22 protein-coding genes are annotated in these 25068 nt (G+C 42.2%); 15 read left to right on the forward strand and 7 right to left on the reverse strand.

The window, feature by feature from the left end; translation table 11 throughout:
• Nucleotides 1-90 precede the first annotated feature (90 nt).
• The 7 genes from B2W36_RS13930 to B2W36_RS13960 are packed head-to-tail and all read left to right on the forward strand — an operon-like array spanning nucleotide 91 to nucleotide 8555.
• Nucleotides 91-1413, forward strand: coding sequence for an aspartate aminotransferase family protein (locus B2W36_RS13930; protein WP_293881064.1), 1323 nt, complete (start codon nucleotides 91-93; stop codon nucleotides 1411-1413).
• A 9-nt stretch (nucleotides 1414-1422) separates the two neighbouring features.
• Entirely contained in the window at nucleotides 1423-2601 is a 1179-nt protein-coding gene (dgoD, locus tag B2W36_RS13935) for a galactonate dehydratase (protein ID WP_293881062.1), read from the forward strand.
• Nucleotides 2602-2632: 31 nt separating this feature from the next.
• On the forward strand, nucleotides 2633-3400 hold the full coding sequence (locus tag B2W36_RS13940) for an SDR family NAD(P)-dependent oxidoreductase (protein WP_293881060.1): 768 nt from the start codon (nucleotides 2633-2635) through the stop codon (nucleotides 3398-3400).
• 3 nt (nucleotides 3401-3403) lie between these two features.
• Nucleotides 3404-4795, forward strand: a complete 1392-nt coding sequence (locus tag B2W36_RS13945; protein ID WP_293888244.1) for a hypothetical protein — start codon at nucleotides 3404-3406, stop codon at nucleotides 4793-4795.
• Nucleotides 4776-6341 (forward strand): SLC5 family protein, encoded by a 1566-nt coding sequence (locus B2W36_RS13950; RefSeq protein ID WP_293881057.1) that lies wholly within the window; start codon nucleotides 4776-4778, stop codon nucleotides 6339-6341. The genes B2W36_RS13945 and B2W36_RS13950 overlap by 20 nt, the downstream gene beginning before the upstream one ends.
• A 50-nt stretch (nucleotides 6342-6391) precedes the next feature.
• Nucleotides 6392-7591 carry a M20 metallopeptidase family protein gene (locus B2W36_RS13955; protein ID WP_293881055.1) on the forward strand — a complete coding sequence of 400 codons (1200 nt, stop codon included), beginning with the start codon at nucleotides 6392-6394 and terminating at the stop codon, nucleotides 7589-7591.
• Nucleotides 7584-8555 carry a Gfo/Idh/MocA family oxidoreductase gene (locus tag B2W36_RS13960; protein WP_293881053.1) on the forward strand — a complete coding sequence of 324 codons (972 nt, stop codon included), beginning with the start codon at nucleotides 7584-7586 and terminating at the stop codon, nucleotides 8553-8555. Before B2W36_RS13955 ends, B2W36_RS13960 begins: the two co-directional genes overlap by 8 nt.
• A 35-nt stretch (nucleotides 8556-8590) precedes the next feature.
• Here the strand turns inward: B2W36_RS13960 and B2W36_RS13965 are convergent, their stop codons facing one another.
• From B2W36_RS13965 to B2W36_RS13975, 3 genes are read right to left on the reverse strand one after another with little or no spacing between them, the layout of a single operon-like run.
• The gene (locus B2W36_RS13965; protein ID WP_293881051.1) at nucleotides 8591-9268 is read right to left on the reverse strand and encodes a YiiX family permuted papain-like enzyme; all 678 of its coding nucleotides are present in this window, start codon (nucleotides 9266-9268) and stop codon (nucleotides 8591-8593) included.
• Nucleotides 9269-9284: 16 nt separating this feature from the next.
• Nucleotides 9285-10241 (reverse strand): hypothetical protein, encoded by a 957-nt coding sequence (locus tag B2W36_RS13970; RefSeq protein ID WP_293881049.1) that lies wholly within the window; start codon nucleotides 10239-10241, stop codon nucleotides 9285-9287.
• Nucleotides 10242-10243: 2 nt separating this feature from the next.
• A complete protein-coding gene (locus B2W36_RS13975) occupies nucleotides 10244-10735 on the reverse strand; it encodes a hypothetical protein (protein ID WP_293881047.1) in 492 nt (163 codons plus the stop codon).
• Nucleotides 10736-11049: 314 nt separating this feature from the next.
• On the opposite strand from B2W36_RS13975, the gene B2W36_RS13980 reads away from it, so the two are divergent.
• From B2W36_RS13980 to B2W36_RS14000, 5 genes are all read left to right on the forward strand, one after another.
• The gene (locus tag B2W36_RS13980) at nucleotides 11050-11862 is read left to right on the forward strand and encodes a hypothetical protein (protein WP_293881046.1); all 813 of its coding nucleotides are present in this window, start codon (nucleotides 11050-11052) and stop codon (nucleotides 11860-11862) included.
• A 4-nt stretch (nucleotides 11863-11866) separates the two neighbouring features.
• Nucleotides 11867-13363: a nicotinate phosphoribosyltransferase gene (locus B2W36_RS13985; protein ID WP_293888246.1), complete on the forward strand. Its 1497-nt coding sequence runs from the start codon at nucleotides 11867-11869 to the stop codon at nucleotides 13361-13363.
• Complete coding sequence (gene nadE / locus B2W36_RS13990) at nucleotides 13353-14135, forward strand: NAD(+) synthase (protein WP_293881042.1); 783 nt, start codon at nucleotides 13353-13355, stop codon at nucleotides 14133-14135. Before B2W36_RS13985 ends, nadE begins: the two co-directional genes overlap by 11 nt.
• A 106-nt stretch (nucleotides 14136-14241) precedes the next feature.
• Nucleotides 14242-15156, forward strand: coding sequence for a hypothetical protein (locus B2W36_RS13995; protein WP_293881040.1), 915 nt, complete (start codon nucleotides 14242-14244; stop codon nucleotides 15154-15156).
• A 3-nt stretch (nucleotides 15157-15159) separates the two neighbouring features.
• Nucleotides 15160-15864, forward strand: a complete 705-nt coding sequence (locus B2W36_RS14000; RefSeq protein WP_293881038.1) for an NUDIX hydrolase — start codon at nucleotides 15160-15162, stop codon at nucleotides 15862-15864.
• 144 nt (nucleotides 15865-16008) lie between these two features.
• On the opposite strand, the gene B2W36_RS14005 is transcribed toward B2W36_RS14000, so the two are convergent.
• Nucleotides 16009-16569 carry a hypothetical protein gene (locus B2W36_RS14005; protein ID WP_293881036.1) on the reverse strand — a complete coding sequence of 187 codons (561 nt, stop codon included), beginning with the start codon at nucleotides 16567-16569 and terminating at the stop codon, nucleotides 16009-16011.
• Nucleotides 16570-16793: 224 nt separating this feature from the next.
• Between B2W36_RS14005 and B2W36_RS14010 the strand changes: the two genes are divergently transcribed.
• Together B2W36_RS14010 and B2W36_RS14015 are read left to right on the forward strand one after the other, a co-directional pair.
• Complete coding sequence (locus tag B2W36_RS14010; RefSeq protein WP_293881034.1) at nucleotides 16794-19268, forward strand: SEL1-like repeat protein; 2475 nt, start codon at nucleotides 16794-16796, stop codon at nucleotides 19266-19268.
• 106 nt (nucleotides 19269-19374) lie between these two features.
• On the forward strand, nucleotides 19375-19602 hold the full coding sequence (locus B2W36_RS14015) for a hypothetical protein (protein WP_209575743.1): 228 nt from the start codon (nucleotides 19375-19377) through the stop codon (nucleotides 19600-19602).
• A 75-nt stretch (nucleotides 19603-19677) separates the two neighbouring features.
• On the opposite strand, the gene B2W36_RS14020 is transcribed toward B2W36_RS14015, so the two are convergent.
• Complete coding sequence (locus B2W36_RS14020; protein WP_293881030.1) at nucleotides 19678-20208, reverse strand: YfiT family bacillithiol transferase; 531 nt, start codon at nucleotides 20206-20208, stop codon at nucleotides 19678-19680.
• Between the two features lie 196 nt (nucleotides 20209-20404).
• Between B2W36_RS14020 and B2W36_RS14025 the strand changes: the two genes are divergently transcribed.
• Entirely contained in the window at nucleotides 20405-21070 is a 666-nt protein-coding gene (locus B2W36_RS14025) for a DUF2625 domain-containing protein (protein WP_293888249.1), read from the forward strand.
• A gap of 185 nt (nucleotides 21071-21255) precedes the next feature.
• Here B2W36_RS14025 and B2W36_RS14030 read toward each other — a convergent pair whose 3' ends face one another.
• Together B2W36_RS14030 and B2W36_RS14035 are read right to left on the reverse strand one after the other, a co-directional pair.
• Nucleotides 21256-22566 (reverse strand): NYN domain-containing protein, encoded by a 1311-nt coding sequence (locus B2W36_RS14030; RefSeq protein WP_293888250.1) that lies wholly within the window; start codon nucleotides 22564-22566, stop codon nucleotides 21256-21258.
• A gap of 391 nt (nucleotides 22567-22957) precedes the next feature.
• Nucleotides 22958-24817 (reverse strand): CocE/NonD family hydrolase, encoded by a 1860-nt coding sequence (locus B2W36_RS14035; protein WP_293888252.1) that lies wholly within the window; start codon nucleotides 24815-24817, stop codon nucleotides 22958-22960.
• Nucleotides 24818-25068: the final 251 nt, after the last annotated feature.

Here is a 25068-nt window from a genome sequence, read left to right on the forward strand (position 1 = left end):
GTAATGCGAATTTAAATACAAATTGCTGCGTCATACGCAGCCGTAATGATCCAATTATAACAATAATAAATAGCAAAATTTTTAATAAGCATGCAAGAAAATGAAAAATCATCCGCTATACTGCGGGAGAATGCAAGATGGATACCTGGTGGAGTGGTGTCCTTAAACAGGAAGTCAGATCCTAATATCTGCTTCGTAAAAGGAGAGGGCAGCCAAGTCGAAGATATTGACGGCAATAGGTACATTGATTATCAGGCCGGATTTGCAGCATCTTTTTTGGGGCATAATGATCCCGATGTCAATGCTGCAGTGTTGCAGACATTGCAGGAGCAGCAAGTGTTGATGGGAGCAGGGCCAACCTTATTAGAAGGTGAATTTGCAGAGCTTTTTTGTCAGTCTGTTCCTTCCGTGGAGAGTGTTCAGATCACGACGACAGGATCGGAAGCAACTTACCATGCCATCCGTATTGCCCGGGCTGTAACAGGGCGTGATCACGTGATTGTGATGCAGGGCGGGTATAATGGTTGGCATAATGATGTGTCGTGTAATGTGATCAGCCAACGTGCAGATGTGGGGTCGTACCAAAGCCCTGGGGAATATCCTTTCGATTCATTAAGTGCCGGTGTTCCCAAAAACCACAGCGATTTAGTCCATATTGTGAACTATAATGATTTAGAAAGCGTGCTGTATGTGGTTCAAAAATATGATGTTGCTTGTATTTTATTGGAACCGATTTTACAGAATATTGGAATTGTAAAGCCACAGGAAGGTTATTTGGAGGGTTTGCGTAAAATGGCCGACGAGCAGGGATTTCTATTGATCTTTGATGAAGTGAAAACCGGATTTCGACACGCACTGGGCGGATACCAGTCGATCTGCGGTATTCAACCAGATCTTTCAACATTCGGAAAGGCGGTTGCAAACGGCTATCCATTGGGTGTTATTGCAGGAAAGAAAAAATATATGGATTACTTTGTGGATCCCGACAAATCCAAAAGAGTTATGATTGCCGGTACTTTTAATGCTTTTCCATTAACTACTGCGGCGGCAATTGCGACATTGAAAAAATTGGGTAGCTCCAAACATGGCGTTTATGCCCATGTCGAAGCATTAGGTGCGCGTTTGGAGCAAGGATATAAGGAAATATTTCCTAAATTAGGCATACCATTTTATGTCGCACGACAAGGATCTGCCTTCTGTACATATTTTATGGATCATGCGCCTGTGAATTTTCATGATATTTTGGATAACCACAACTTTGAATTGGATACCCAATATCGTAAGAAGCTCATTAAAGAGGGAATTTTCAATTTTCCAGCGCCAATTAAACAAGGAAGTATCTCCTTTGCACATACTGAGGAGGATATTGACAGGACTTTGGAAGCAACTGAACGCGTGATAAAAAGTTTGTAAACCCTAACTATGAAAATAACCGCTATTGAAACCTTTGTGTGCCATGCGCGCATGCGAAATTGGATTTTTGTCAAAATCATCACCGACCAGCCTGGTCTTTGGGGCTGGGGCGAAGCCACATTAGAATGGCACACGCAGAGTGTGGTCGGTGCAATCAAAGATATTTCTCAATTGTTGATCGGGGAGGATCCTCGTCGTATCGAGTATCTATGGCAGATGATGTATAGACAACACTTCTGGCATGGAAACGGGATCGTTCGAGGTACGGCCATCAGTGGTATTGATATCGCCTTATGGGATATTCTGGGCAAAATACACAATGTTCCTTGTCATGAGCTGTGGGGCGGCCGAGTACGTGATTATATTCGTTTGTATTGTCATTTAGGAGGTGGTCGCATGGAGGATTTTTATGAGACGGCTCCAGATGATGCGAAGAGATTTGGTGATCTTGCGCTGAAAGCCGTTGATGAAGGTTTTACAGCTTTTAAATCGATGGCTGTTCCTGAAACCATGTCTTTAGAAGGTCTTCGCCCAATTAAATATGCAGAGGCTTGTGTAAAGGCCATGCGTGATGCGGTGGGCGACGATATTGACATCATGGTAGATTGTCACGCGCGGCCTAGTCCACGTATGGGGATGCAGTTTGCTAAAGCGCTGGAGCCTTATGGGCTGTATTTTTTTGAAGAACCCTGCTGGCCAGAGACCATGGAAGATATTGCCTTAATCCAGCGTGCTGTTACCACACCTATTGCTTCGGGCGAACGATTGATTGGTGTACATGCATTCCGGGATATGCTCGAGAGGCGCGCGGTGAGTGTGATTCAACCCGATATCACTCATTGCGGCGGTCTTTCTGAAGCGCGTAAGATCGGGGCTTTGGCTGATGCCTATCGTGTGTCAATGGCACCACATAATCCACAGGGCCCTGTGAGTACAGCAGCCTCTATCGAGCTGGGTTTTGCAACACCTTCCTATATTATTTGTGAGAGCGTGCATAAGGACGTCGAATGGCGGCAGGATGTAGTTACCGAAGGGTTTAAGGTTCAGGAGAAAGGGCGTATTGTGCTTCCGAATACACGACCTGGATTGGGTATTGAAATCAATGAAGAAGAAGTGAAGAGACATCCTTTTCAGCAGGAGATATTGCAGCGAACATTTTACAAGGATGGTAGCGTAGGGGATTGGTAGTCTTAATATTGGTACTCTTAAAATAGCGTAGATGGAGGAATTTAAGAATAAAGTTGTGTTGATCAGCGGGGGGCTCGGTGATATCGGAAGAGCAATGGCTGAGGCATTTTTAGCGCAGCAGGCCATCGTCTGTATCTCAGATCGGTTTGAACCCCATATCGCTAACGAGCGATGGCCGCTATTAGGAAGATCCCAAACTGGCATCTTTTACGATCAGGTTGATGTGGCTGATGCAGCACAGGTGGACGCCTGGGTTGCACGCATACATCGCGAGTTTGGGGCGATATCCGTTGGGATTGCCAATGCTGCCTGTGTTACGATCAAAGATTTTAGGACATTGACAAGCCACGAATGGCGGAATGAAATGGCCGTTAATCTTGATGGTGCATTTTTTATGGCCAATGCCTGTGCAAAATCATTTATAGCGGGTGGTACTGCGGGTTCAATTGTATTTCTCGGTAGCTGGGCAGCACATGCAGTCCATCAGAATTTACCGGCTTACAGTGTTTCGAAGGCAGGGATAAGGATGCTCTGTCAGGCCTTGGCACTTGAGTATGCCAAAGATGGGATTCGCATCAATGAAATTGCGCCAGGCTATGTCAATGCAGGATTGAGTAAAATTGTATGGTCGACAAATAGTGAACTTCAGGAAAAAGCAAAAGCGATCGTGCCCCTCGGTGAGATCATCGAAGCTGATGAGATCGCTAAACAGGTCCTTTGGATTTGTTCAGACAACTGTAAGCATATGACTGGTACTTCTATTGTGATGGATGGCGGTCTTTCCTTGATTAGACCTTAGGCTATGAAACAAAAAGATAGCTTTAAAGATACAACAGGAAGGTTGGCCGCAAGGTTCGGACTTAGTCAGGCTGATATTACGCCGCCGATCGGTATTTATTCCCGTAATTGGGGTGCTGCTGCCTTTGATCAGGCGACAGCTATCCACCAGCCGCTGATGATGCATTGTTTGTATATCGCATCCTTTGATCAACCGCCTGCAATTATAGTAACTGCAGACCTGGGCTGGTGGAAAAATGCAGCCGATGAGAAAGCTTTGCGCTTTGCGCTACTTGAGCATTTTGATCTCGATGAATCGCAGCTGATTTTTGCACTATCACATACACATGCAGGCCCAAGTATCTGTTCGAGCGATGCCGGGCAGCCTGGCGGACAACTGATTGTGCCTTACCTGAAATTTCTTACACAACAGGCGATATCTTGTATTGAAACGGCACGCAGTACGCTGTTTAAAGGAAGTTTGATCTGGAATTATGGCGTTTGTGATTTGGCAAGCGACCGTGATTTGAAGGTGGATGCACAGTATCTGATTGGTTACAATCCATTGAAAACAGCCGATACAACGCTGTTGGTCGGGCGATTACATGACAGTGCCGAAAATTTAAAGGCGGTTATTTGCAATTATGCATGCCATCCCACAAGTTTTGCTCATGAGAATGACTTGATCTCACCCGATTTCGTAGGCGAAATGCGAAATACGGTGGAAAGCGTGCTTGCTGTACCTTGTCTTTTTTTGCAGGGCGCATCGGGAGATCTGGCTCCACGGAGACAGTATGTAAAGGATCCGACAATAGTAGAAGCCAATGGAAAACAGTTGGGATATGCCGTGCTTGCGACACTGGCCCAAGAACAGCATAGTCATAAAAACTGGGGGTTTAGAGAGGCATTGATTTCAGGAGCTCCATTAGCCTGCTGGGAATTTCAGGAACAGCCTGTTTCAACCGATTTTAGACAAACGGTAGTATCGGTCAAAGTACCTTACAAAAATCTGCCTAGTCCCGAAGCCATTTTAAAGGAATATGAAAGCTGTACCGATCGTGTGCTCAAAGACCGCCTTTGGCGAAAATATAATACATGTAAATCTATTGGGAACAAAAAGGAAGCAATTATTCCCGTATGGATATGGAAAATGGGAGATGCGGTATTAGTAGCCCAGGCCAATGAAGCCTATTCCTGTTACCAAATGGAGGTTAGGGCTCAGTTTCCAGATCACACAATTGTTTTTATCAACATTGCCAATGGATATGTAGGGTATCTCGCACCAAGGGAGCTTTATGATAAGGATATCTATGCCGTGTGGCAAAGCCCTTATGCCAGTGGAAGTCTTGAAATACTTATTGAACAAACGAACTTAGGAATTCAAACATTATTGACCGATGAAACTCGATTGGATTGACATCATTATTTTTGCCGTATACATTATCGGTATAGTGGTACTGGGATTATATGCTTCTCGAAAAAACTCCGTTTCAAAACGTGATTATTTTCTCGCGGGCGATAAGCTGCCCTGGTGGATGATTGGCGGAAGTATCATTGCTGCAAATATCAGCAGCCATCATCTGGTAGGAGCCATGGGCGCTGCTTATAGTCGTGGTTTCGTAGCGATTACCTTGGAGTGGGGAGCCATTCTAATCGGTTTTAATGCATTGCTTTGGATATTTCTGCCATTTTATATCCGAAATGGCTTTTATACGATTCCCGAATACCTCGAAAAAAGATATGGCAATGCTACCCGCGTGCTTTATGCTATTCTGATCTTGTTTACCTATGTATTCGTGGAGATTGGTGCTGTTCTTTATTTGGGTGGCCTTTCGTTACATGCTTTGTTCGGTATTCCTATCCTATACAGTATTTTTGGCATGGCAATTCTAACGGGCTTGTATACGGTGTTAGGGGGGCTGAAGGCGGTAATATGGACAGAAATGGTGCAGCTTGTCATTCTGGTGCTGGGGGGGATAGTTTTGACTTTTGCAACCATCGATGCAGCGGGAGGATTTCAGTCTGTTATCGATTCAACCAAAGATTGGAAAATGTTCTATCCCGCAACTGATCCTGATTTTCCCTGGACCATGTATCTTGGCGGGTTGTTATGTATTAGTGTGTTTTATTGTGCCACAAATCAATTTATTGTGCAGCGCGTATTGGCTGCAAAGAATGAATGGCATGGACGCATGGGGGTAATCTTTGGCGATTACCTTAAATTTTTGGTTCCGCTGATTATTACCATTCCAGCATTGGTTGCTCCTAAATTCTTACCGCATCTCGATCAGCCCGATTTGCTGTTCGCGACCTTGGTAGAAACATTATTGCCCAAAGGTCTGGTAGGGTTGGTTATGGCCGGATTAATCTCGGCAATTATGTCTCATATTTCGGGTGCGATCAATTCCTGTACGACGATTCTGACAGTTGATATCTATGGCCAGTACATTAATAAAAATGCAACGGACTATGAAGCCATCCGTTTTGGGAAGCGCGCCGGAGTAGCGATTATCGTTCTCGGAATCATGAGTGCAGTTGTTCTAATCAGTTATTCGGATAAACCAGTTTTTCTTTATCTAATGAACCTATATGGTCTCTTCACACCAGGTATTGCAACTATGTTTTTGATGGGTGTATTTTGGAAAAGAACAACATCGCAAGGAGCATTGACGGCTGGTTTATTGACCATTCCGCTGTCTTTACTTTTGGAATATGCATTGCCTGAAATGCCATTTTTCAATCGAACTGGTATTGTATTCTGGACATGTATGATCGCTTGTGCAGTAGTCAGTCTAATGACACCTGCGGTTGCAGAAACGAGGTTGACAAATCTTGTGCTCACAGGCGAAACTTTTCAGGTTCCCGATCAGGATAAAGCCGCTTATCGAGGATTTCGAAATCCAACGCTGTGGTGGATAATCATTACGGTGCTTGTACTCTATTTTTATGTACGTTATTTTTAACTTAACTTGTTGCAAGATTTACTTATTAAACGCTTCAAATAAAGGAAAACATGCTGAAAGAACTGCACGAAAAAATTAAAAATATTTTTCCAAAAGTTGTTGCTATACGCCGCCACATCCATCTAAATCCCGAATTGTCCTTCCAGGAGTTCGAGACAAGTGCTTATATTCAGCAAAAACTAGTAGAGTTGAATATGCCATTTAAGGTTGTAGCCAATACCGGTGTAGTTGCTGTGCTGACGGGTGAAAAAGCAATGAGCAATGATATTATTGTGCTGCGGGCTGATATCGATGCATTACCAATCCATGAACAAAACAAGGTGAGTTATAAGTCCCGAAATGAAGGTGTGATGCACGCTTGTGGCCATGACTTTCATACGGCCAATCTTTTGGGCGCAGCGTCAATATTGAATGCGTATAAAGCCGAATTTTCCGGAAAGATCGTTTTCCTGTTTCAGCCTGCGGAGGAAAAGATACCCGGTGGGGCTATCCAAGTTTTGGAATCTGGAATTTTGGAATCTTTTGGTGGTACCATCAAAGCTGTACTAGGGTTACATGTAAGTCCTCGTGTTGCATTGGGGAAGGTCGGTTTGCGTTCCGGCCGGTTTATGGCTTCAAGTGACGAGTTTTATTTTACCATAAAGGGGCGCGGTGGTCATGCTGCAGAGCCGCATAGGGCTATTGATCCGATTATGATCGGTGCACAGTTGCTCACGACCTTGCAGCAGATTGTTAGCCGAAAAGCCAATCCCGATGTACCTTCTGTATTAACCTTCGGACGTTTTATTGGTGATGGGGCAGCTAATGTTATTCCAGAAGAAGTGAAATTAGCTGGAACATTCCGTACAATGGATGAGGTATGGCGCAGGGAGGCACTAGCAACGGTGGCTGAAATAGCAGCCACGCTTCCCATGTCGCTTGGGGCAGAGGTCGATGTTGAAGTACGGCATGGTTACCCTGCTCTTTATAATGATCCTACCTTAACGCAAAAAGTCAAAGCGATTATTGCGGATACAATGGGGGCAGACGTGCCACAGGAACTCGACATCTGGATGGCAGCGGAGGATTTTGCCTATTATTCTTATCGTTATCCTTCGCTGTTTATGTTGATCGGAACTAATAACGATGAACCTTCAACCCAATATGGTCTTCACAATCCACAATTCAACCTTGATGAAAAAGCGTTCGAAACAGCGATGGCTGTTATGGTCAATGCTGCGATCTCCCTTTTGAATGAATCAGATGAATAGAAAAGAATTTTTGATGTCCTCTTTTGCATTTGGACTATCCTATGCCGTTAATGCGAATAACAAGGTGTTTTCAAGGCAAGAGAACGTAAAAAAAATAGGAATCATCGGACTGGACATTACCCATGCTGTGGCATTTACAAGGGCGATCAATACGGCAGATAGCAATCATCCCTATGGAAAATTCAGGGTTGTTGCGGCTTATCCCTATGGAAGTAAAACAATCCCTTTAAGTATCGAGCGTATTCCGAAAATTACAGCGGAAGTGCAACAGCTCGGGGTTTCGATTGTATCAAGTATTGCCGAGCTATTGAAAAAAGTAGATTATGTGCTTTTGGAGACAAATGATGGAAATCTACATTTGGAACAGGCACTTCAAGTAATCAAAGCTAAAAAACCTTTATTTATCGATAAACCAATAGCGAATTCCTATGTGGACGCTTTCAAAATTTTTGAAACGGCAAAAAACTACGATTGTTCTGTATTTTCCTCAAGCTCATTGCGTTACATTAATGGGCTTCAGGAATTGGATCGAGCCAATATTATTGGGGCTGATGTCTATTGTCCGGCGGTAACGGAACCTTCACATAAGGATCTCTATTGGTATGGTATCCATGGGGTTGAAATGTTATTTGCGTTGATGGGACCGGGATGTCGTTCGGTGAGGACTGTTCAGGAAGAGGGTACTTCGTTTTATGTTGGGGACTGGTCGGATGGAAGAATTGCCTCACTTCGGGGCATTCGCGAGGGGAAGGATGATTTTGGTGGTACGGTTTTTTTGAAAGATCAGATTGTACATTTGGGACAATTTATGGGCTATGGCCCCTTGTTGGATAAGATCCTTACGTTTTTCGAAACGGGCGTAAGTCCGGTGGACGAAAAGGAAACCTTGGCAATATGCGCATTTATTGACGCCGCCGAAGAAAGTAAATTAAACGGTGGCAAGGCAGTTTTGCTTCAAAAATAGAGGCGGCGGTTTCAAAAATAAAGGATAGAGCCTGCTTAATAATTACTCGCCACCGTAATCAACAATGGACTATTAAAGATTGAAGCGGGGGATATGACGGTTTCGTTCAGGGGAACAGTATTGCCATAACGCTCTTTCAATTTAGCTTTTACTTCGGGACTGCTTAAATCAAAATCTTTCAGCTTTTCCAGCTTCCCAATTTCGATGTCTGCTCCACGTTGGTATATTTTCCAGATCAATTCCGAGCAATAGATCTTATCGTCTGACCATTCGAATGTCGCGTCGTAATTTTTGCCGATAAAATTTTTGCCGATTGCTTTGATTTTGGCTATTGTCGAGCTGTTTAGTATATTGTTGGCATTTTTGAGGCGTTTGACGGCGTAATGTTGCTTTTCGCCACGCGCAATCCAGTGTTCCAGCTTCGTTACAGTTACAGGCTGTACGGCTTCCAACACGTAAGGTTTGCCTTGTTCGTAAAAAATAATGCCACAATGGGAATAGGGAGAACGTGTTGCTAATTGGATGGCCTTGCATTGTGGTGAAATAGAAGACTGAAAGATCATATCGCCATCGTTGAACTGGGGCAATTTTGAATTAGCTTTCGATTGCTTGGAAATCATTGGCTTTTTTTGCGCATGGACTGGTAGCGTCAGCGCTGTAGTGATCATAAGATAACTAACAAGAGATATCAGGTAAATAAGTGTCTTTTTCATTGTTTTATCGATGAAGTTACTGAAATAGTTTCATGATTTTCTTTGACTTGGTCCTTTCGGCGAGTTGGAAAGCAGATAATACGTCGGATTCATATTGATATACTTTCTCCGTGCTGGCACCTTTCTGCAAAAGATAATCTATGGCTATTTTGTTTTTCATTAAGATCGCTTTTCCAAGTAATGTACATTGTGTGAAGCTATAATCTGCTTTAACTTCATCTATACCCAGACGGTTCAGACTATTTAAAGAAGCTTTACGGATAAAATCCATGTCATTTTTTTCTATTGCCATCTTCAAGACTTCGAAATCATTAAATTGTCTATTTCGAGGCAGAAATAAGCGGTAAAATTGTTTGGCAATAGCATACTGATCCTTTTCTAAAATCCGATGAATGGCATTGCTGCTAAATTCCTCTACTGTGGAAAATCCATGCAGCTGACTAAAAAATAAAAGTATATTTTCAAAAGGGAGCATGGTCGTTTCGAGTTGCAGGAGGCCATGGAGGTCATTCGTGTCAAACAGCTCCTCTATGTGCTTCAGACTATCCAACGTCATCGTGCGAACTGCCGGCTGCATGCTAGGCAGCCAATTTGAGGATTTGGATACAACAAATCTGTGGTCGGTAATCTTATAACTGGCGGAAATGGGAGGAGTATCAAAGCTAATGATCGTTATTATTGTATCGGATAGCTCATAGTGCTTTGATCGAAGGTGCTCTACCGTTGAATTTGTAAATACCGCGTTTAAATCAACCTGAATTGTGTTGATTTGATTCTCCTCAGCCGACAAATTGTAACAAAGTATTCCTTGGTCGCTGATGTAAAAGGGCAGTTTGTCGCCTGTCTGTTGCTGTATATCAAACACCATACTGCTTTGGGATGAAAAAAGTACCGTTGGCAGGAATGATAGCCAACAAAGTAAGTAAAGACCTGTTTTTAGCCATTGGCGATTAATAGGATAAAATGATCGCATAATTAATCGTGATACTGTTCTAAAAACTGATTGATCTGATTCGTTAGACCGAAAGATTCTGTTTCCAATAAATTGATTTCAGCCTCTATCTCGGTTGTCGTCGGTGATAAGGTTAGCTTTTGGTACACCTGAATGTCCAGTTCCAAAACAGCTAATTGCAGCGCTAACAGATGCTTTCCCTCGGTAGTATGGAGCTGCAGTTCGTTGAAGGCATGTTTTAAACGTTCCAGTTCAGCAATTGACTTTTGAAAGTCATTTTCATCGGCCTTGCCAAAGTTCGGATAGGTTTCACCCAAGGTACGAAAAGCATCGAGGTATTCTTCCTCTGACATTTCATAAATATTCGAATAGAGCATATTGTACGCATCGATGGCGTCATAGGTCTCCTCATCCATTAAGTCTTCGCGATAGTTTTCGACCAATTGGTTGATGTCTTGAGATTCAATTTGTATGATTGATTCAATATCTTGTTTGATAAGATTGGCTAATTCCATGCTTTATGCTTAAATAAATCAAAGTCTCTCTCAGCCTACAAATGTGCTGACAAAGATTTTCGTGACTATGGTATAGACAAAGATCATGTTTTATCGTAAAATTTCAATCCCTATAATCCGCTAATTTCGATGAAAACCAGATCGATTTTTTCGTTACACAGATTTTTTCAAATTATTTAACTGGTTTTCAGTGCTGTATGTTCTATTTTAATTTTTATGAGTAAAAAGTACTCAATATATTTTGCAGCGTTAAATTTAATCTCCATATTTGTTGAGTAAAAAATACTCAACAGGATAAAGGAAAATTAGAAGTTATGATTGTATTAAATAAGCATCAGATAGTCACAGAGCAATTTCCAAATGGGGAGACAAAAGTGAAAGATTTTGATCAGTTGATCTTAAAGAACAATCTCATCGAATTTACTTATCAGGAGGATGGCGATTTGATCCGCTTGCTTTTTGTCAAAAAGCGACTGGACGAGGTTCCCTGCGAATCTTGCCGTCTACTGATTCGATATATGCCCTATAGCCGCATGGATCGTAAGATTGAAGGTGATTTGTTTACCTTACAGTATGTGGCTGACTTTATAAATAGTTTACAATTTGATACGGTATCTGTTGTCGAGCCACATTCCAATGTGACGTTGGAGCTCCTGGCGAACAGTGTGGGGATTTATCCGGCACTGGACTGGTTGCCACAATTAATGGAAAAACTTGATTTTTCAGCTCAAGACCGGATTGTTTTTCCGGATAAAGGAGCCGCGGCACGTTATATCAACAGTGGTTATGAAAATAGCTGCATTTTTGAGAAGAAGCGAAACCCACAAACAGGCCGAATCGAAGGGATGGAGCTCAAGGCCGGGGATATTCCGCTCGGGGCAAAATGCATTATTGTCGATGACTTATGTTCTGCAGGTGGAACCTTTCTCTGGGCAGGGAAAATTTTGAAAGAAATGGGAGCTAGTGTGGTCTATCTTTTGGTTACACATTGTGAACCTCGAATTTTTAAAGGCGCATTGCTGGATGATGATTCACCGATAGTCAGTGTGTTTACCACCAATTCAATGATGGATACGGTCCATCCTAAAATAAATTATATCAACTTAACAAATGAGAACCATGTTTAAATCGATGAACAAAAATCCAATCCTTTGGACAGATGGTTACAAATTGTGTCATAAGGATCAATATCCGGATCATACACAATGGGTATACGAAACCTGGACTCCACGCATGTCACGCCTAGAAGGTATCAATCATGTTGTTTTCTTTGGACTTCAAGGGGCACTCGCCGAAATCACCAATTCATTTGATGAGAACTTTTTTGCCCAGCCGGAAGAAAAGGTCGTCGCGGCGTATGAGGAAGCAATCGCATCCGTTTTTGAGCCGACAAACGTTAATTTTGCCTCAACACATGAATCAAAACATATCCGCGATCTGCATCGATTGGGCTATCTCCCAATCAAAGTAAAAGCCTTGCCCGAGGGCAGTCTAGTGCCAATCGGTGTGCCGATGTTTACGATTGAAAATACACATCCGGATTTTTTCTGGCTGCCCGGATATCTGGAGACACAGCTATCCGCTTACGTCTGGTCGCCGATGACTGCGGCGACGATAGCGGATCAATATAAAAGATTGTTGATGGGCTTTGCGGAGAAAACGGGCGACGTCAATAAAGTTTTCACGCAAGCCGGAGATTTTTCCATGCGTGGCATGGGTTCTCCCGAAACAGCATATCGTACAGCCGGTGGGCATCTATTAAGCTTCGGTGTATCGGCTACGCTTTCTGTCAGAGAGTATCTGAAATCGTACTACCATGCAAAAAGTGATGTAATGATGTATACCCCATCCACGGAACACAGCGTTATGTGTTCCTATGGAGACGACGAAGTGGAAGCTTTCAGGCATCTCATCACCAACGTCTACCCAAGTGGAAATATCTCTATTGTATCAGACACCTATGACCTCTGGCATGTCGTCGATCATGTTTTGCCGCAGTTGAAGGACATTATTATGGCAAGAGCGGGTAAAGTGGTGATCCGTCCCGATAGTGGCGATCCTGTAAAAATTATCTGTGGTGATGCAGAATCTGATCGCAGTACTGTTCAGAAAGGTATTGTCGAACGTCTATATGAACTTTTTGGCGGCACGACCAACAGCAAAGGATTTAAGGAGCTGGATTCACATATCGGAGTGGTATATGGCGATTCCATTACACTAGATAGGGCCAATGAAATCTGTCAAGGTCTGCTTGATAAGGGTTTTGCTTCCACCAATACCATATTGGGAATAGGCTCTTATACCTATCAATATGTCACACGCGATACTTTTGGTTTTGCGTTAAAAGGGACTGCCGAAATTGTCAATGGAGAATTTAAAGCAATTCAGAAGCGTCCCGCTACAGATACCGGAAACTTTAAGAAATCGCAAAAGGGTATGGTGGCTGTTGTTTTCGAACATGATGAACTTCGTTTAATAGATAACCTGAACCCACAAACTGTAGCTGAACTGGAAAATAGAAACTTGCTGCGAGAATGTTATTTGAACGGTGAATTTATTCACACGTCTAGCTTTGAGGAAATAAGAAATAGATTAAAAACCGAAACAATTCGAGTATATGGAAAATAGCGTAAACAAACCGTTTTTCATCCAGGATGAAAACGTAGCACAGTATGCACAATTAATGGCATCCTGGATTGCTCAGCAAGTGAAATCGGCCGGCCGTAAAGGACTTGTATTGGGAATGAGCGGTGGTATCGACTGCAGTGTTGTGGCTTGTTTATGCCGCCTTGCTCAAGTGGATGTACACTTGGTTATGATGCCCTATGGCAGCGATATGAATACTAGTAAAAGCCATCAGCATGCGATGGAGCTTATTCAGAAGTTTGATTTTCCCTATCATGTATTTGATATTCAGCCCGCGGTTGATGCCCTGACGATTCAGCGCGAAGGGTTTATAACGGAAGCCTCAGCAGCAAACAGAGCCTTGAGTATAGCGAATATCCGTCCACGTGTGCGGATGACCTATTTGTATCAATTTGCGCAGCTAGGAAGTAGATTTGTCATCGGTACAGGTAATATGGCCGAAGCTACCGTGGGTTATTTTACAAAATGGGGCGATGGTGCCTACGATCTGAATCCGCTGGCAATGGTCACTAAACAGGAAGTGTATACATTAGCAAAATACTTGGGCGTACCGGAATCTATTCAGTATAAAAGTCCGTCTGCTGGTCTTTGGGAAGGGCAGACAGATGAAGAGGAATTGGGGATGACTTATGCGCAAATTGATGGGTTTATTCTTAGCGGCACATCGGGCGACCTTACGATAGACGAACGTATTCGTAAGCGTATTGAGCAATCTGCACATAAGTTTGCTGCGATACCTACTTTTAAGGGGTAGTTTTAAATGTTTAAGTAAACTAGCGCAAGCGCGCTCAGGTTGATCGGACCGCAAGGACGATTAGCGTTTTAACGCAATAAATACGGACTTAAAGAAAATGAATAGCATGAAAACACCATTTGATCAGATTGTCGATGTGCAGCATATTGCCAGCGGCAAAAGCGATAATGTACCGGCAATGCTGGCCTTGGCACATGAGGAAAAGGTCGAGCCTGCAGCTTTGGATGCGAAACGAACACTGCTTTTGGCAATAGATGTTCAGAACGATTTTATGGAATCTATTGGGAGCCTCGCCGTCAAGGGTTCCAAAGGAGATGTTCACCGTCTAACACAGTGGATGTACCGCAATTTGGGTTCCCTGACACAAGTGATGTGCAGCCTTGATTGTCATTCGATGATGCAGATTTTCCATGCCGACTGGTGGGTGGATGCGGAAGGAAATCATCCGGAGCCATTTACCATCATTCGCTATGCCGATGTCCGCTACGGTATCTGGCGCGCTACCGATGGCTGCCATACAGCATTAGCGCTCGATTATCTCCAGCAGCTGGAATCTGCGGGTAAAAAACAATTGTGTATCTGGCCATACCATTGTTTGGAGGGAACCTGGGGTGCACAGCTTGAGAGTCAATTTACGAATATGCTCTATTTCCATAGTGCTGTGCGCAAGGTAAAACCGATCTTGGTTTACAAAGGACAGGATCCGTATACGGAGATGTATGGTATTATCAAAGCCGAGTATGATGACAATAAATTCGTAAACCATGCTGTACTTGAAGCAATACGGGCATACGATGCTATTTATATTGCGGGGGAGGCATCAAGCCACTGCGTATTGGCTTCGGCGGTACAGATTTTGGAATATTTTGAACATGATCGGTCAATTACCTCCCGTATTACTTTATTAACAGACTGTATGTCGCCGATCGGCGGATTCGAAGAGCAAACGCTACTGCAGTTTGACGCACTTAAAGAAAAATATGGGATACAGCTCAAACTGTCAACCGAAGTAAATTTGTAGCTCATGGAAAGTTCAATAGAAAAATACACCTATGTATATCCCAGACCGGCTGTCACAGTGGATTGTGTCATCTTTGGCTTTGATAAAAGCCAGCTCAAGGTATTATTGACAAAACGGGCAATAGAACCTTTCTTGGGAAAATGGGCATTTCCTGGCGGTTTTATCCAGGAAGATGAAACAGCCGAAGACTGTGCGCTTCGTAAGCTGCGCGAGGAGGCGGGTCTCCAGGATATTTTCCTTGAACAGCTATATACGTTTTCAGACTTAGCTCGTGATCCGCGTGGAAGAGTGATCAGCATTGCTTATTATGCACTTGTCAAGCCTGAAGCATATATGTTGCAAGCGGGTGTAGATATTGAAGCGGTTAGGTGGTTCGGCATTGATGAAAATAAAGATCTCGCTTTTGATCATATGCAGATCTTGAATACCGCAATCCAAAGACTCAAGGGGAAAATACGTTATCAGCCGATCGGTTTTGAACTTTTGCCCGAGCAGTTTACGTTGCCCGATTTGCACAATTTGTATGAAACCGTTCTGCAGCGCTCAATCGACCGCGGTAATTTTCGGAAAAAAATCCTCAGTATGGGGTTATTAATCGACCACAGCGATAAGCAAAAAGATCGGCGTGCTAGGGCCGCGAAGATCTATAGTTTTGACAGGGTAAAATATAAACAACTTACTGAATCGGGTTTTTATTTTGAAATATAAGTTTAACCATTGGAGCCAGACAGGCGGTCGTCAATGAACGACTGCCTGTCTGTTTTAACCCAGGCTGAATCTTTTGATATCTTTAATAAAGGCTCCGTGCAGATTTCATATCATCCCGCAATTGTCAGGTGAAGTCGGGTTAGGCTAACCCTGAAAATCGCCACAATCATGGACTTCAAACTGATCGATCAAAGCTTTCTGTGTGTAGTGTTTTGCGATACGTTTATTCTTTAGCAAAAGAGCATCCCCCTTTATTTGCAATTCGAAAATAGGTTCTTTCTCTACTCGCTTGAAGATAAATTCATTGTGTTGAGTCTTTAGGATTAAGCCCGCCTCGCTGCTGGTATAGGTGAAGTCCTTAATCTGGTAGATTTCATTCGAATCACAGACGTTGACCAAATGAAGCTGCTCTTTACTGATCTTGATTTCTGCAAGATCACAGGCATAACATATTCCCGAGAATTCGATCCCATATTTTTTAAAACTATTTTTGCTTTCCGGCCGAAGAACGGTAATGGGATAGAGCTGCCTGAAAAGCGTAAGGTCATCAACGGATAGCGAGGTTTGGTCTTGTTGTTTGTGTATGGAGTCTATGCTGGGAGCCCTGCTAAATACAACAGTAGATTTTTTAACCTCATTCTTTTGTTGGCAGTTAAAAAGCAATGCCACGCAGGGCAGAAAAATAATCTTTCGTATTAATTTCATTGTCGTTTCTTTTAGTAATGATTGTCGTTGCTGATAAACATATGGATTGACATGTAGTTTTCATTGTTCAATCTCGATACATTTTTTTTAAATAGAGACCGAAAAAAATCCCTATTTTCCGCTATTCGAAAAAACTGATAAATGCGGTATTTTTATCACATTCGCACGAGTCATAGGATGATTTAAATCAATGCGACAAAGACGAAAAATAGAAAAATTAACGCATGGCACATCGCATTTATATTTATAATGTAAATCTCAAGACCAAAGAAACATATCCTTTTTATCTGGCCGAATGGAATTACGAAATTCCTATCCTCATGCGGCCGTTATTTTCCGCCAATATTCGGTCTAAAGGTAGCCAGCTTTTTGCAAATAAGGAAGATGGAATCGCTAGGCTTCGCTATTTTTATGCGTTGTTGGCCGATAGGTATCAACTGCATTATAAAAAAAAATATTATGAGCCTGTGAACCGAATGTTTGAATTTTTGGGAGGCTTACCTTTCGATACATTTCAGATCGATGGGCGGGATGTGTTTAGCATGAACGCGGAGAAAGATACCCTGCAGGCTAAAGCATGGGCCGAAGAAATCAGCATGCAAGCCTTATTGTATGAACAAGCTGTCGATGAACAATCCTTAGATCCGCTGGGCTCGCTGTTGGAAACTTCTGGCTATGCTTCTTTTTTGGATGCTCTTCAAACCGATTGGATTGATTACGGATTGGGATTATGGTCGGAAGAGCTTTTGCGGGACAAAGGAGCTGAGGTTTTTGAAGCAGAGGGAAAGCAAGGATTAAGAAATGCGAAAGGTGATCTCCTGATTCCGGCAATATATGATGAAATATTCGAATTTAATGAACAGGGGATCGCTGTAGTTGAAGCAAATGGACGATTTGGCTACATCCATGCGAGCGGCGCTGAACTGGTATCCTGTCAATATAGTGATGCTTTTGACGCCCGGTCTATCCATGGAAACAACTATGCAGAAGTGGAAGTGGCAGGAAAACGTGGCGTACTACATATTGATAGCAAACAGCTGAGCATACCTGCCTTATACGATGAGCTCGACTGGATCGCCTACGGTTTTTTAAATGCGAGACAAGGGGAGAGCAACATTCTCCTTTCAGTTGAAGGACGATTGATTATTTCAGATCCTGTGCCCGAGTCGTTTATGTATGACTATAACAAGCTGTTCTATAGCCGACAAAAAGGAACGATAAAAAAGAAGTATTATCTTATGGACGGTCAGTATTTGGGGACTTTTTTGGAAGGTAGCCTGGAGCCATTGGCCAATCGGTATTTTTGGATTAAACCCAATAAGCTACAGCCAAAAATTTCTGTCATTCAACCCAATGGTAATATGTTGGATGAGGGAATTGACCGGATTATTGTGTTAGAAGGCTACCGAAGTATCGCGTATCTCAAAAATAAGAAATGGCAGCTTTATTCGCTTGAACATGGGATATTCCGATTGATGGATAATCTGATAGAAAACGTCGCAGTAGATAGTATACAGCAGTACCGTAAAGATATTTTTGTCTTAAGCTGCTCCAAGACACAGGGGATTTATGATGCGCATCGCGGAAAATGGTTACTTGAACCTGCTGATGTCTATCAGAAAATCGAACATTGCTTTTTGGATTTTATGCGCATACACTGCCCACAGGGAATGCGCTATTTCGATACGAAGCTTAAATTTTGTAGTGAGCCTTATGATTATATCTGTTCGCCTTTTCACTATCCAGCGCCCGATGCAGTCTCAGGCGAACTTTTATTGCTTTTTAAGGGTGAGCGGATGTTTTATCTCGACCTAAACCGAAATGTGATAGAAATACCGGAGACAGCATTCGGATATTTATATACAGAGCGCTATCATCTACAGGGACGCGATCAAAACTATTTTGTACAGTTTTATCAAGCCTGGACGAAACGCAAGGGGGATGGGTATGAACAGTATTTCGATAATGACACATTAATGGAAAAGGGGAAGAGGCTTGATGCTGAAGGAAAATTCTCCGAAGCTATTCGCTTGCTCACAATCGGAGCCGGTCGCGGTAGTGCAGACTGTCAGTATTTACTTGGAAATATATATACAGATGCAGACTACGAGGGGATGGATATCGAAAAGGGAAAGTCCTTCTATGAACAGGCAATGGCGCAGGATCATGCTCAAGCATGGAATAACTGGGCGTTTCTTTATGCGACAGCACATGGGGTTGAACTCGATATTTCGAAAGCTTTAAAAGGATATAGGCAAGCTGTTGCACTTGGAGAAGCTCAAGCTATGAGCAACTTAGGGAATTGGTATTACGAGGGTGTCTACGTGGAGCAAGACCATAGCGTAGCCTTGGATTACTTTAAGCAAGCGGAAAAGGCGGGTATTTTCAATGATGCGCAAATGGCAGAAATCTATTATCAAAGACACGATTACACGAACTTATTGCGTTATTTGAAGAGAGATAAGGCAAATCAGTTTGCGGCTATTTATTATGGAATTTTGTATGAGGAAGGACTGGGCGTTAAACAAAGCTTACCCAAAGCCATCCGTTACTATGAGCAGGCCAATCAAGGGAGCGTGTATGTCTATGCTGTCAATCGTTTGCTGCAGCTGTATGCTGCGCATGGAGTTGCAGCAAATGCTGAAAAATATGAGTTTTGGTTACATTTTGCTAAAGAAAATGCTGTGGAAATTGAATAATAGCACGAGCATTATGATCGCATGGAAAACGACTCATTACAAATACCGCTATCGCACGGATAAGAGAAGTGTCTTTAATAAATTAGTTAAACATAATTAGTAAATCATGTTGTCATCAGCAAATATAGATTTCAGCGGCATTCTAATCGATTTGATCACGATTGTTTTTTTTGGATTTGGAACAGTTTACACGCTCGCGCTGGGGATTATTCACATTGTAAGGAAAAAGACGCGAACTGTAGGTTATTATTTGCTGTCGTTTCTGCTGTCGGGCCTTATTGGGCTGGCTATTGCAGGATTGATGGCCTTTCTGTGGGTATTGTCACTTCAATAAAGCGTGATGGCGTCGTTGGCTTTATTGCCATGATCTTTTATCGATGAAATGATCATTGCGATAAAGCCAACGCTATTAATAGTTTTTGGCATTGGCAATGTGCATAAGGTGATGGTTACAATGCCAGGCATATAAGCCAATGTTTACCTTTAAAGAGATCAACCTTTTGGTAGCCGGATGAATAAATCCTCTTTCTAGCTGTTCATCGGTTAGACTTTTGAGCAGAATCCCCCAACGTTCATGTAGGCCTTCAAGTAATTTTACCGAACTTTCTATGGGAATATTCTTAGCGTCTGGAAGTTCGGCCCACAATTTTTCTTCATATAATTTGATGGTGGGATCTTCTTCTGTCAAGGCCAATTTGAATCGAATAAAGCTGTTCATATGGCTGTCAGCACAGTGATGAACAACCTGACGAATGGTCCACCCTTCGGGCCGGTAGCGTTTCTCCAGCATATCGTCCGTTAGGTCCCCGACTTCGGACTTTAATCTAGCCGGAAAATCTGTAATTGTTTTAATCCAGTCATTCAATAGCGTATGGTCGATAACATCTGATATGGCGAAGCGACCGATAGGGTATCTGAGTTTTTCTAATTCATGTTGCATAGCCTAAAATTAATTAAAATAAACGCTAGATTCCTAATATTTATAGCTATGGCTTAGTAAATATTTTCTGGTATTTGCACTTATGCTCGTGTAATTTGGATGCGATAAAGAATTGTGGTAATTTCGGCAAAATTGATTAGGACATGGAAGTTCCATTCGGGTGGTGGGCGATTGACCATGCAATAAAAAGCAAAAAATGAAAAGTCTAAAAGAATTGATAGATACAGGTAATTCTGGATGGAAGCTCGTGCAGAGTTGGATGAACGAAGCGACAAATTCATATGAAGTGCTTACCCGCGATCCAAAGAGAGCTGATGAAGAACTTCTGCGGGCGCAGATCACCACGAAATCTCCCATGGGAGCCATTATCCACCAGACTGGTGGCATTTTAATCGATGGAGGCTGGCTACGAATTTTAGGTTCAGGTTCGCCAAAACTGAACCGCGGAATAATGGAATGGAATAAAGGGAAGAGCTTTGTTAAGGAAGGTGAAAAAGGTGGCTTTTTACTCATAGCTGACGACGTTTTGGGTGGTTACTTTGCGATCAACGCAGGGGCTCTAGGCGATAGTATTGGACAGGTTTACTATTTTGCGCAAGATACTTTACAATGGGAAAGCTTGGAGTGTGGCTATTCGGACTTTATCTTTTGGGCATTAAAAGGGGATGTCGCACAGTTCTATGAAACGTTCAAATGGAAAGACTGGAACGACGATGTGAAATCCCTCAATGGTAATCAGGTATTTTTGTTTTACCCGTTTTTATGGACGGATGAAGCGCGGGACTTTCGAAAAGTGGACCGTAAGCCTGTGGCTATTGACGAGAACTACCACTTTACCATGGAATTTGCGGGCGGACGTTAATCCGTTACGTTGTGAATAGCAGGGATTAAGCCGTTTAATGCCATTGCGCTATCAATTCGAAAGCAGTCGAAGATCGTATTCCAGAAGATCGTATTCCATTTGTTGGGGCCCACTACAATTTAATTAGTCGATAAAACAAACCGTATTGTCTTATCGACTAAAAAATCTGCTTGAGTAACACCAATCTATATAGATTTGTTTTGAAGGCTAAAGCTTACTTCGTTCAGCCTAACAATTTGTATTTGGATCCCCTCAGCGAGAGCAAGTTGGGTTGCAGCTTCCTTTCCTAATTTAAGGACGTGAAAGCCTCTGCCCCGATAGGTGAAATTACATTCATATTCACCAGCGTTGATCATAATCCTTAATTTTTGGGATTTGGTTGGAAACAAAGGTTTAAATTCCTTTGTGATCCGGATCTGTGTCTTTTTAACATCATCCGCCGTGATCTTATTGCCTTCCGAGGGGAATAGCATACTGCTGGACAAATCGCCCGATGTTGGAGCAGTGACTTCTTTTTTCTGTTCCGGCGCCGCAGGACTTTGCACAGTCTCTTTTGGCGTTATTTCAGCAGGTATTTTATCCTGCCGTTTCCCAGGCCTTCCTTTTTTTCTACCGTTTTGATTCGCTGGTTTGTCTGTATGTTCCGTTGTAGTCGTACTGTTCGAAACTATTTTAGGTTCACTATCCAGCGGCGGTGTAGGCGTCACAGCGGACAAAGGACGCTTAATGATGTTACGGATATAATAGTGTTTTATACGCGATTTGTCCGTGTTCCTTTCCTCAATTTCAAAATCTTCCTTATACGCTTTGAAAAGGTGGGACATCTTGTCGTAACCGTAATTGCGCGCATCAAAGTCAGGCTTTCTTTTATTAAAAAGACTTCCAATCTCTCCCAAGAATGCCCAGCCATTTTCATCCGCTGTATCATCCACAGTGTCTTTCAAAAGTTCTAGGGTTTCCTCATCCAGTACTGCTATGCTTGTTACATTTTCAACAGGATTTGGTTTAGGCTGATTTTGCTGCTTTTTCTTCGCTACCGTTTCTTTCTTTTGATTTTTTTCAAATATTTCGACGTAGATGAATTTGTCACAGGAGGCGATGAAAGGCTTAGGAGTCTTTTTTTCACCAATACCGATAACAAGTTTACCCGACTCCCGTAAACGTGTGGCTAAACGGGTGAAGTCACTATCGCTTGAAACGATACAAAATCCGTCCACTCTGTCCGAGTGCAGAATATCCATGGCGTCAATAATTAAAGCCGAATCGGTCGAATTTTTGCCTTGTGTATAACTGTATTGTTGGATTGGAGTAATAGCATGGGTAAGAAGTTTGTCCTTCCATTTTTCAACGTAAGGATTGGTCCAGTCTCCGTAGATGCGCTTGATGGTTGGAATTCCATACCTTTTAACTTCATTCAAAATCTCTTCGATCTTTCGATAAGATACATTATCCGCATCGATTAGTATTGCGATTTGCAAATCCCCATGTTCTGCCATATATTTCGATTATATTTTCACTATTAAAATTTCTTATTTATACATCTGAGGGCTTTCATCCCAATATATCCGTTAAAAATACAGTATTGTTAAACAACTTCTCTAATTTTTTGAGAATTAATTTAAGCACTATTCTTTTAGAACAGGCGATCAGCAAATTTTGTTTTGTAATAAGCGTTGTTGAAAAAGGGTTGATAGAACATTAGAGTAATAAAAAAAGGTTTTCAAACGGGGAGAATGAAAACCTTAAATAACCAATTATAAACCTAAATTATGATGATACAAAGATAGTGTAAATGTTACACCTCTGCAAATCTTATTTCATTTTTTTTTAATTACCCTTGATACTTGTAGCTAAAGAGCTATGGATAAGCAGTGTTATTCTGAGTCATTAATCCTTCAGCCTATCAAATTCAATGTATGTTGCATTATTCACATCATGAAAGATCCGTTGGGTAGCTTTCTGAAAATCAGCTTTGGTAGCGGTATATGGTGGTAAGAATACCTGTGGATTTCGTTCTGCTAGGGGAAACCAGGAATTTTGTACCTGAACCATTATCCGATGCCCTTTTTTGAAGGTATGGGCCACATCTGGCATTTCAAAATTGACCTTTTCGACCATTCCTGGCGTTAGTGCCTCTGCTTTTTCAAAACCGTTGCGATATTTTCCCGCCATAATTTCTCCGCGAACCATCATTTGGTATCCGGCCATTGTTTTTCCTTGATAGCTCGGTGCATCATTCGGATAAACATCAATCAGTTTAACGACATAGTCTGCATCTGTACTCGTTGAGGACACTTTAAGATGGTTTTTGATGGGACCCACAATTGTAATATCCTCAGTCAATGGATCTGTTTGATACACCATTACGTCCGGACGGCTGGCTGCAAAACGTTGGTCGTCAACCATATATTCCCGTGTTCGGTTTTGAATTAAGCCACCTTGATGTGGAACGGGTTTATTGGGGTCAGTTACATATTCATCCCACGAATCTGTACGTTGCACTTTGTCAAATGCAAGTTTTCCCTGAGGGTGGAAGTAGAGTTTTTTTGTCTCTACATTTTTCGGAGGCCATTGTTCAAAATGTTTCCATTCGTTGGTGCCCGATACAAAAATAGTAGCTTCGGAAGGAGTGAAACTCCCTTCATCTTTCAGGTAATATTTGAAAAATGGTTGCTCAAATTGTTCCTGATACGTAATGCTGGTTTTTTTATCAAATTGAATATCGCCCAGAAAGCTGCCGTCTGATCGTACCCAGCCGCCATGATACCAAGGGCCAGCCACCAAAATCGAATTGTTTTTATTACTTTTATCTTCAATCGATTGATAGGTCTTAAATGTTCCATAGGCATCTTCAGCATCGAAGAAGCCCCCGACGACCATCACTGCTGGTTTCACCTCCTGTAAAGCGTTGGTAATTACACGAGATTTCCAAAAATCGTCGTAATCGGGATGTTTAAACAGGTCATTCCAGAATTGAACAGAATCGCCAAAATATTTTTCTTTGAGTTCTCGCGCTGTTCCAGCTTCTAAAAAGAAGTTGTATTTATCAGCTTCTTTGATCTGAATTTTGCTTTTAAACTGATCTGGGGTAATGGGCTTGGGCCGCGGGACGCCAAAGGTTGACATAAAGGTAAACGCATCCTGCAAAAACAGTACGCCGTTATGATGGAAGTCATCGCCGATGTACCAATCTGTTACCGGAGCCTGGGGCGAGACTGCTTTTAAGCTTGGATGTGTTTTGACAAGCCCTACAGTAGAATAGAAGCCCGGGTAGGAGATTCCGTAAAGCCCGGCGTTACCATTGTAGTTTTTAAGATTCTTCCGCAACCATTCCAGTGCATCGTAGGTGTCTGTACTTTCATCAATTGCTTTTTTATCTTTGCTGTATGTAGTTGGACGTATATCCTCAAAATCGCCTTCACTCATCCACTTACCGCGCACATCCTGATAGACGAAAATATAACCGTCACGCATCATTGCCGGAAAGTTTCCTAGACTTTTCTTATATTCATTTTGCCCATAGGGAGAAACAGTATAAGGCGTTCTGTTGAGCAAAACTGGATACTTCTTGGATTTATCTTTTGGACTATAGATCGCAGTAAACAATTTTTTTCCATCTCTCATTGGTATTGTTACTTCAGTTTTTTCATAAAAATCTCTAACATAAGCAGAGTCGGCAGCTGTTTGAGCATGTAAATGGCTGGCACATAAAAACGTTAAGGTGAGGTACGAAATCGTATTTTTCATTCAGATAATTATTTGTTCGGTGCTTACTCGGTGTAACCGTATTTCACACTCCATTTGTTACTAATAATGTTGTGGAATTATTGCGGGTATTAGATTTTAAACCTAAAGGTAGTGCTAGTAACGCCATTTTCCAATTTTATTGTCATATTTGTGAGAAATAGAAAAGGAAAAATTGACCAGTTTTTTAGAAATAAAAACTTTTTTTGTTTTGAATTTGGATTAGATTTCGAATGTTGATATATTGAGTAGGA

The organism is Sphingobacterium sp. UBA3549 (assembly GCF_002376635.1).
Classification (GTDB): domain Bacteria; phylum Bacteroidota; class Bacteroidia; order Sphingobacteriales; family Sphingobacteriaceae; genus Sphingobacterium.

Bases quoted from the DNA above. Each gene is read 5' to 3' on its own strand.
- B2W36_RS13930 (WP_293881064.1), top strand. From the start codon at position 91: ATGCAAGAAAATGAAAAATCATCCGCTATACTGCGGGAGAATGCAAGA.
- dgoD (WP_293881062.1), top strand. From the start codon at position 1,423: ATGAAAATAACCGCTATTGAAACCTTTGTGTGCCATGCGCGCATGCGA.
- B2W36_RS13940 (WP_293881060.1), top strand. From the start codon at position 2,633: ATGGAGGAATTTAAGAATAAAGTTGTGTTGATCAGCGGGGGGCTCGGT.
- B2W36_RS13945 (WP_293888244.1), top strand. From the start codon at position 3,404: ATGAAACAAAAAGATAGCTTTAAAGATACAACAGGAAGGTTGGCCGCA.
- B2W36_RS13950 (WP_293881057.1), top strand. From the start codon at position 4,776: ATGAAACTCGATTGGATTGACATCATTATTTTTGCCGTATACATTATC.
- B2W36_RS13955 (WP_293881055.1), top strand. From the start codon at position 6,392: ATGCTGAAAGAACTGCACGAAAAAATTAAAAATATTTTTCCAAAAGTT.
- B2W36_RS13960 (WP_293881053.1), top strand. From the start codon at position 7,584: ATGAATAGAAAAGAATTTTTGATGTCCTCTTTTGCATTTGGACTATCC.
- B2W36_RS13965 (WP_293881051.1), bottom strand. From the start codon at position 9,268: ATGAAAAAGACACTTATTTACCTGATATCTCTTGTTAGTTATCTTATG.
- B2W36_RS13970 (WP_293881049.1), bottom strand. From the start codon at position 10,241: ATGCGATCATTTTATCCTATTAATCGCCAATGGCTAAAAACAGGTCTT.
- B2W36_RS13975 (WP_293881047.1), bottom strand. From the start codon at position 10,735: ATGGAATTAGCCAATCTTATCAAACAAGATATTGAATCAATCATACAA.
- B2W36_RS13980 (WP_293881046.1), top strand. From the start codon at position 11,050: ATGATTGTATTAAATAAGCATCAGATAGTCACAGAGCAATTTCCAAAT.
- B2W36_RS13985 (WP_293888246.1), top strand. From the start codon at position 11,867: ATGAACAAAAATCCAATCCTTTGGACAGATGGTTACAAATTGTGTCAT.
- nadE (WP_293881042.1), top strand. From the start codon at position 13,353: ATGGAAAATAGCGTAAACAAACCGTTTTTCATCCAGGATGAAAACGTA.
- B2W36_RS13995 (WP_293881040.1), top strand. From the start codon at position 14,242: ATGAAAACACCATTTGATCAGATTGTCGATGTGCAGCATATTGCCAGC.
- B2W36_RS14000 (WP_293881038.1), top strand. From the start codon at position 15,160: ATGGAAAGTTCAATAGAAAAATACACCTATGTATATCCCAGACCGGCT.
- B2W36_RS14005 (WP_293881036.1), bottom strand. From the start codon at position 16,569: ATGAAATTAATACGAAAGATTATTTTTCTGCCCTGCGTGGCATTGCTT.
- B2W36_RS14010 (WP_293881034.1), top strand. From the start codon at position 16,794: ATGGCACATCGCATTTATATTTATAATGTAAATCTCAAGACCAAAGAA.
- B2W36_RS14015 (WP_209575743.1), top strand. From the start codon at position 19,375: ATGTTGTCATCAGCAAATATAGATTTCAGCGGCATTCTAATCGATTTG.
- B2W36_RS14020 (WP_293881030.1), bottom strand. From the start codon at position 20,208: ATGCAACATGAATTAGAAAAACTCAGATACCCTATCGGTCGCTTCGCC.
- B2W36_RS14025 (WP_293888249.1), top strand. From the start codon at position 20,405: ATGAAAAGTCTAAAAGAATTGATAGATACAGGTAATTCTGGATGGAAG.
- B2W36_RS14030 (WP_293888250.1), bottom strand. From the start codon at position 22,566: ATGGCAGAACATGGGGATTTGCAAATCGCAATACTAATCGATGCGGAT.
- B2W36_RS14035 (WP_293888252.1), bottom strand. From the start codon at position 24,817: ATGAAAAATACGATTTCGTACCTCACCTTAACGTTTTTATGTGCCAGC.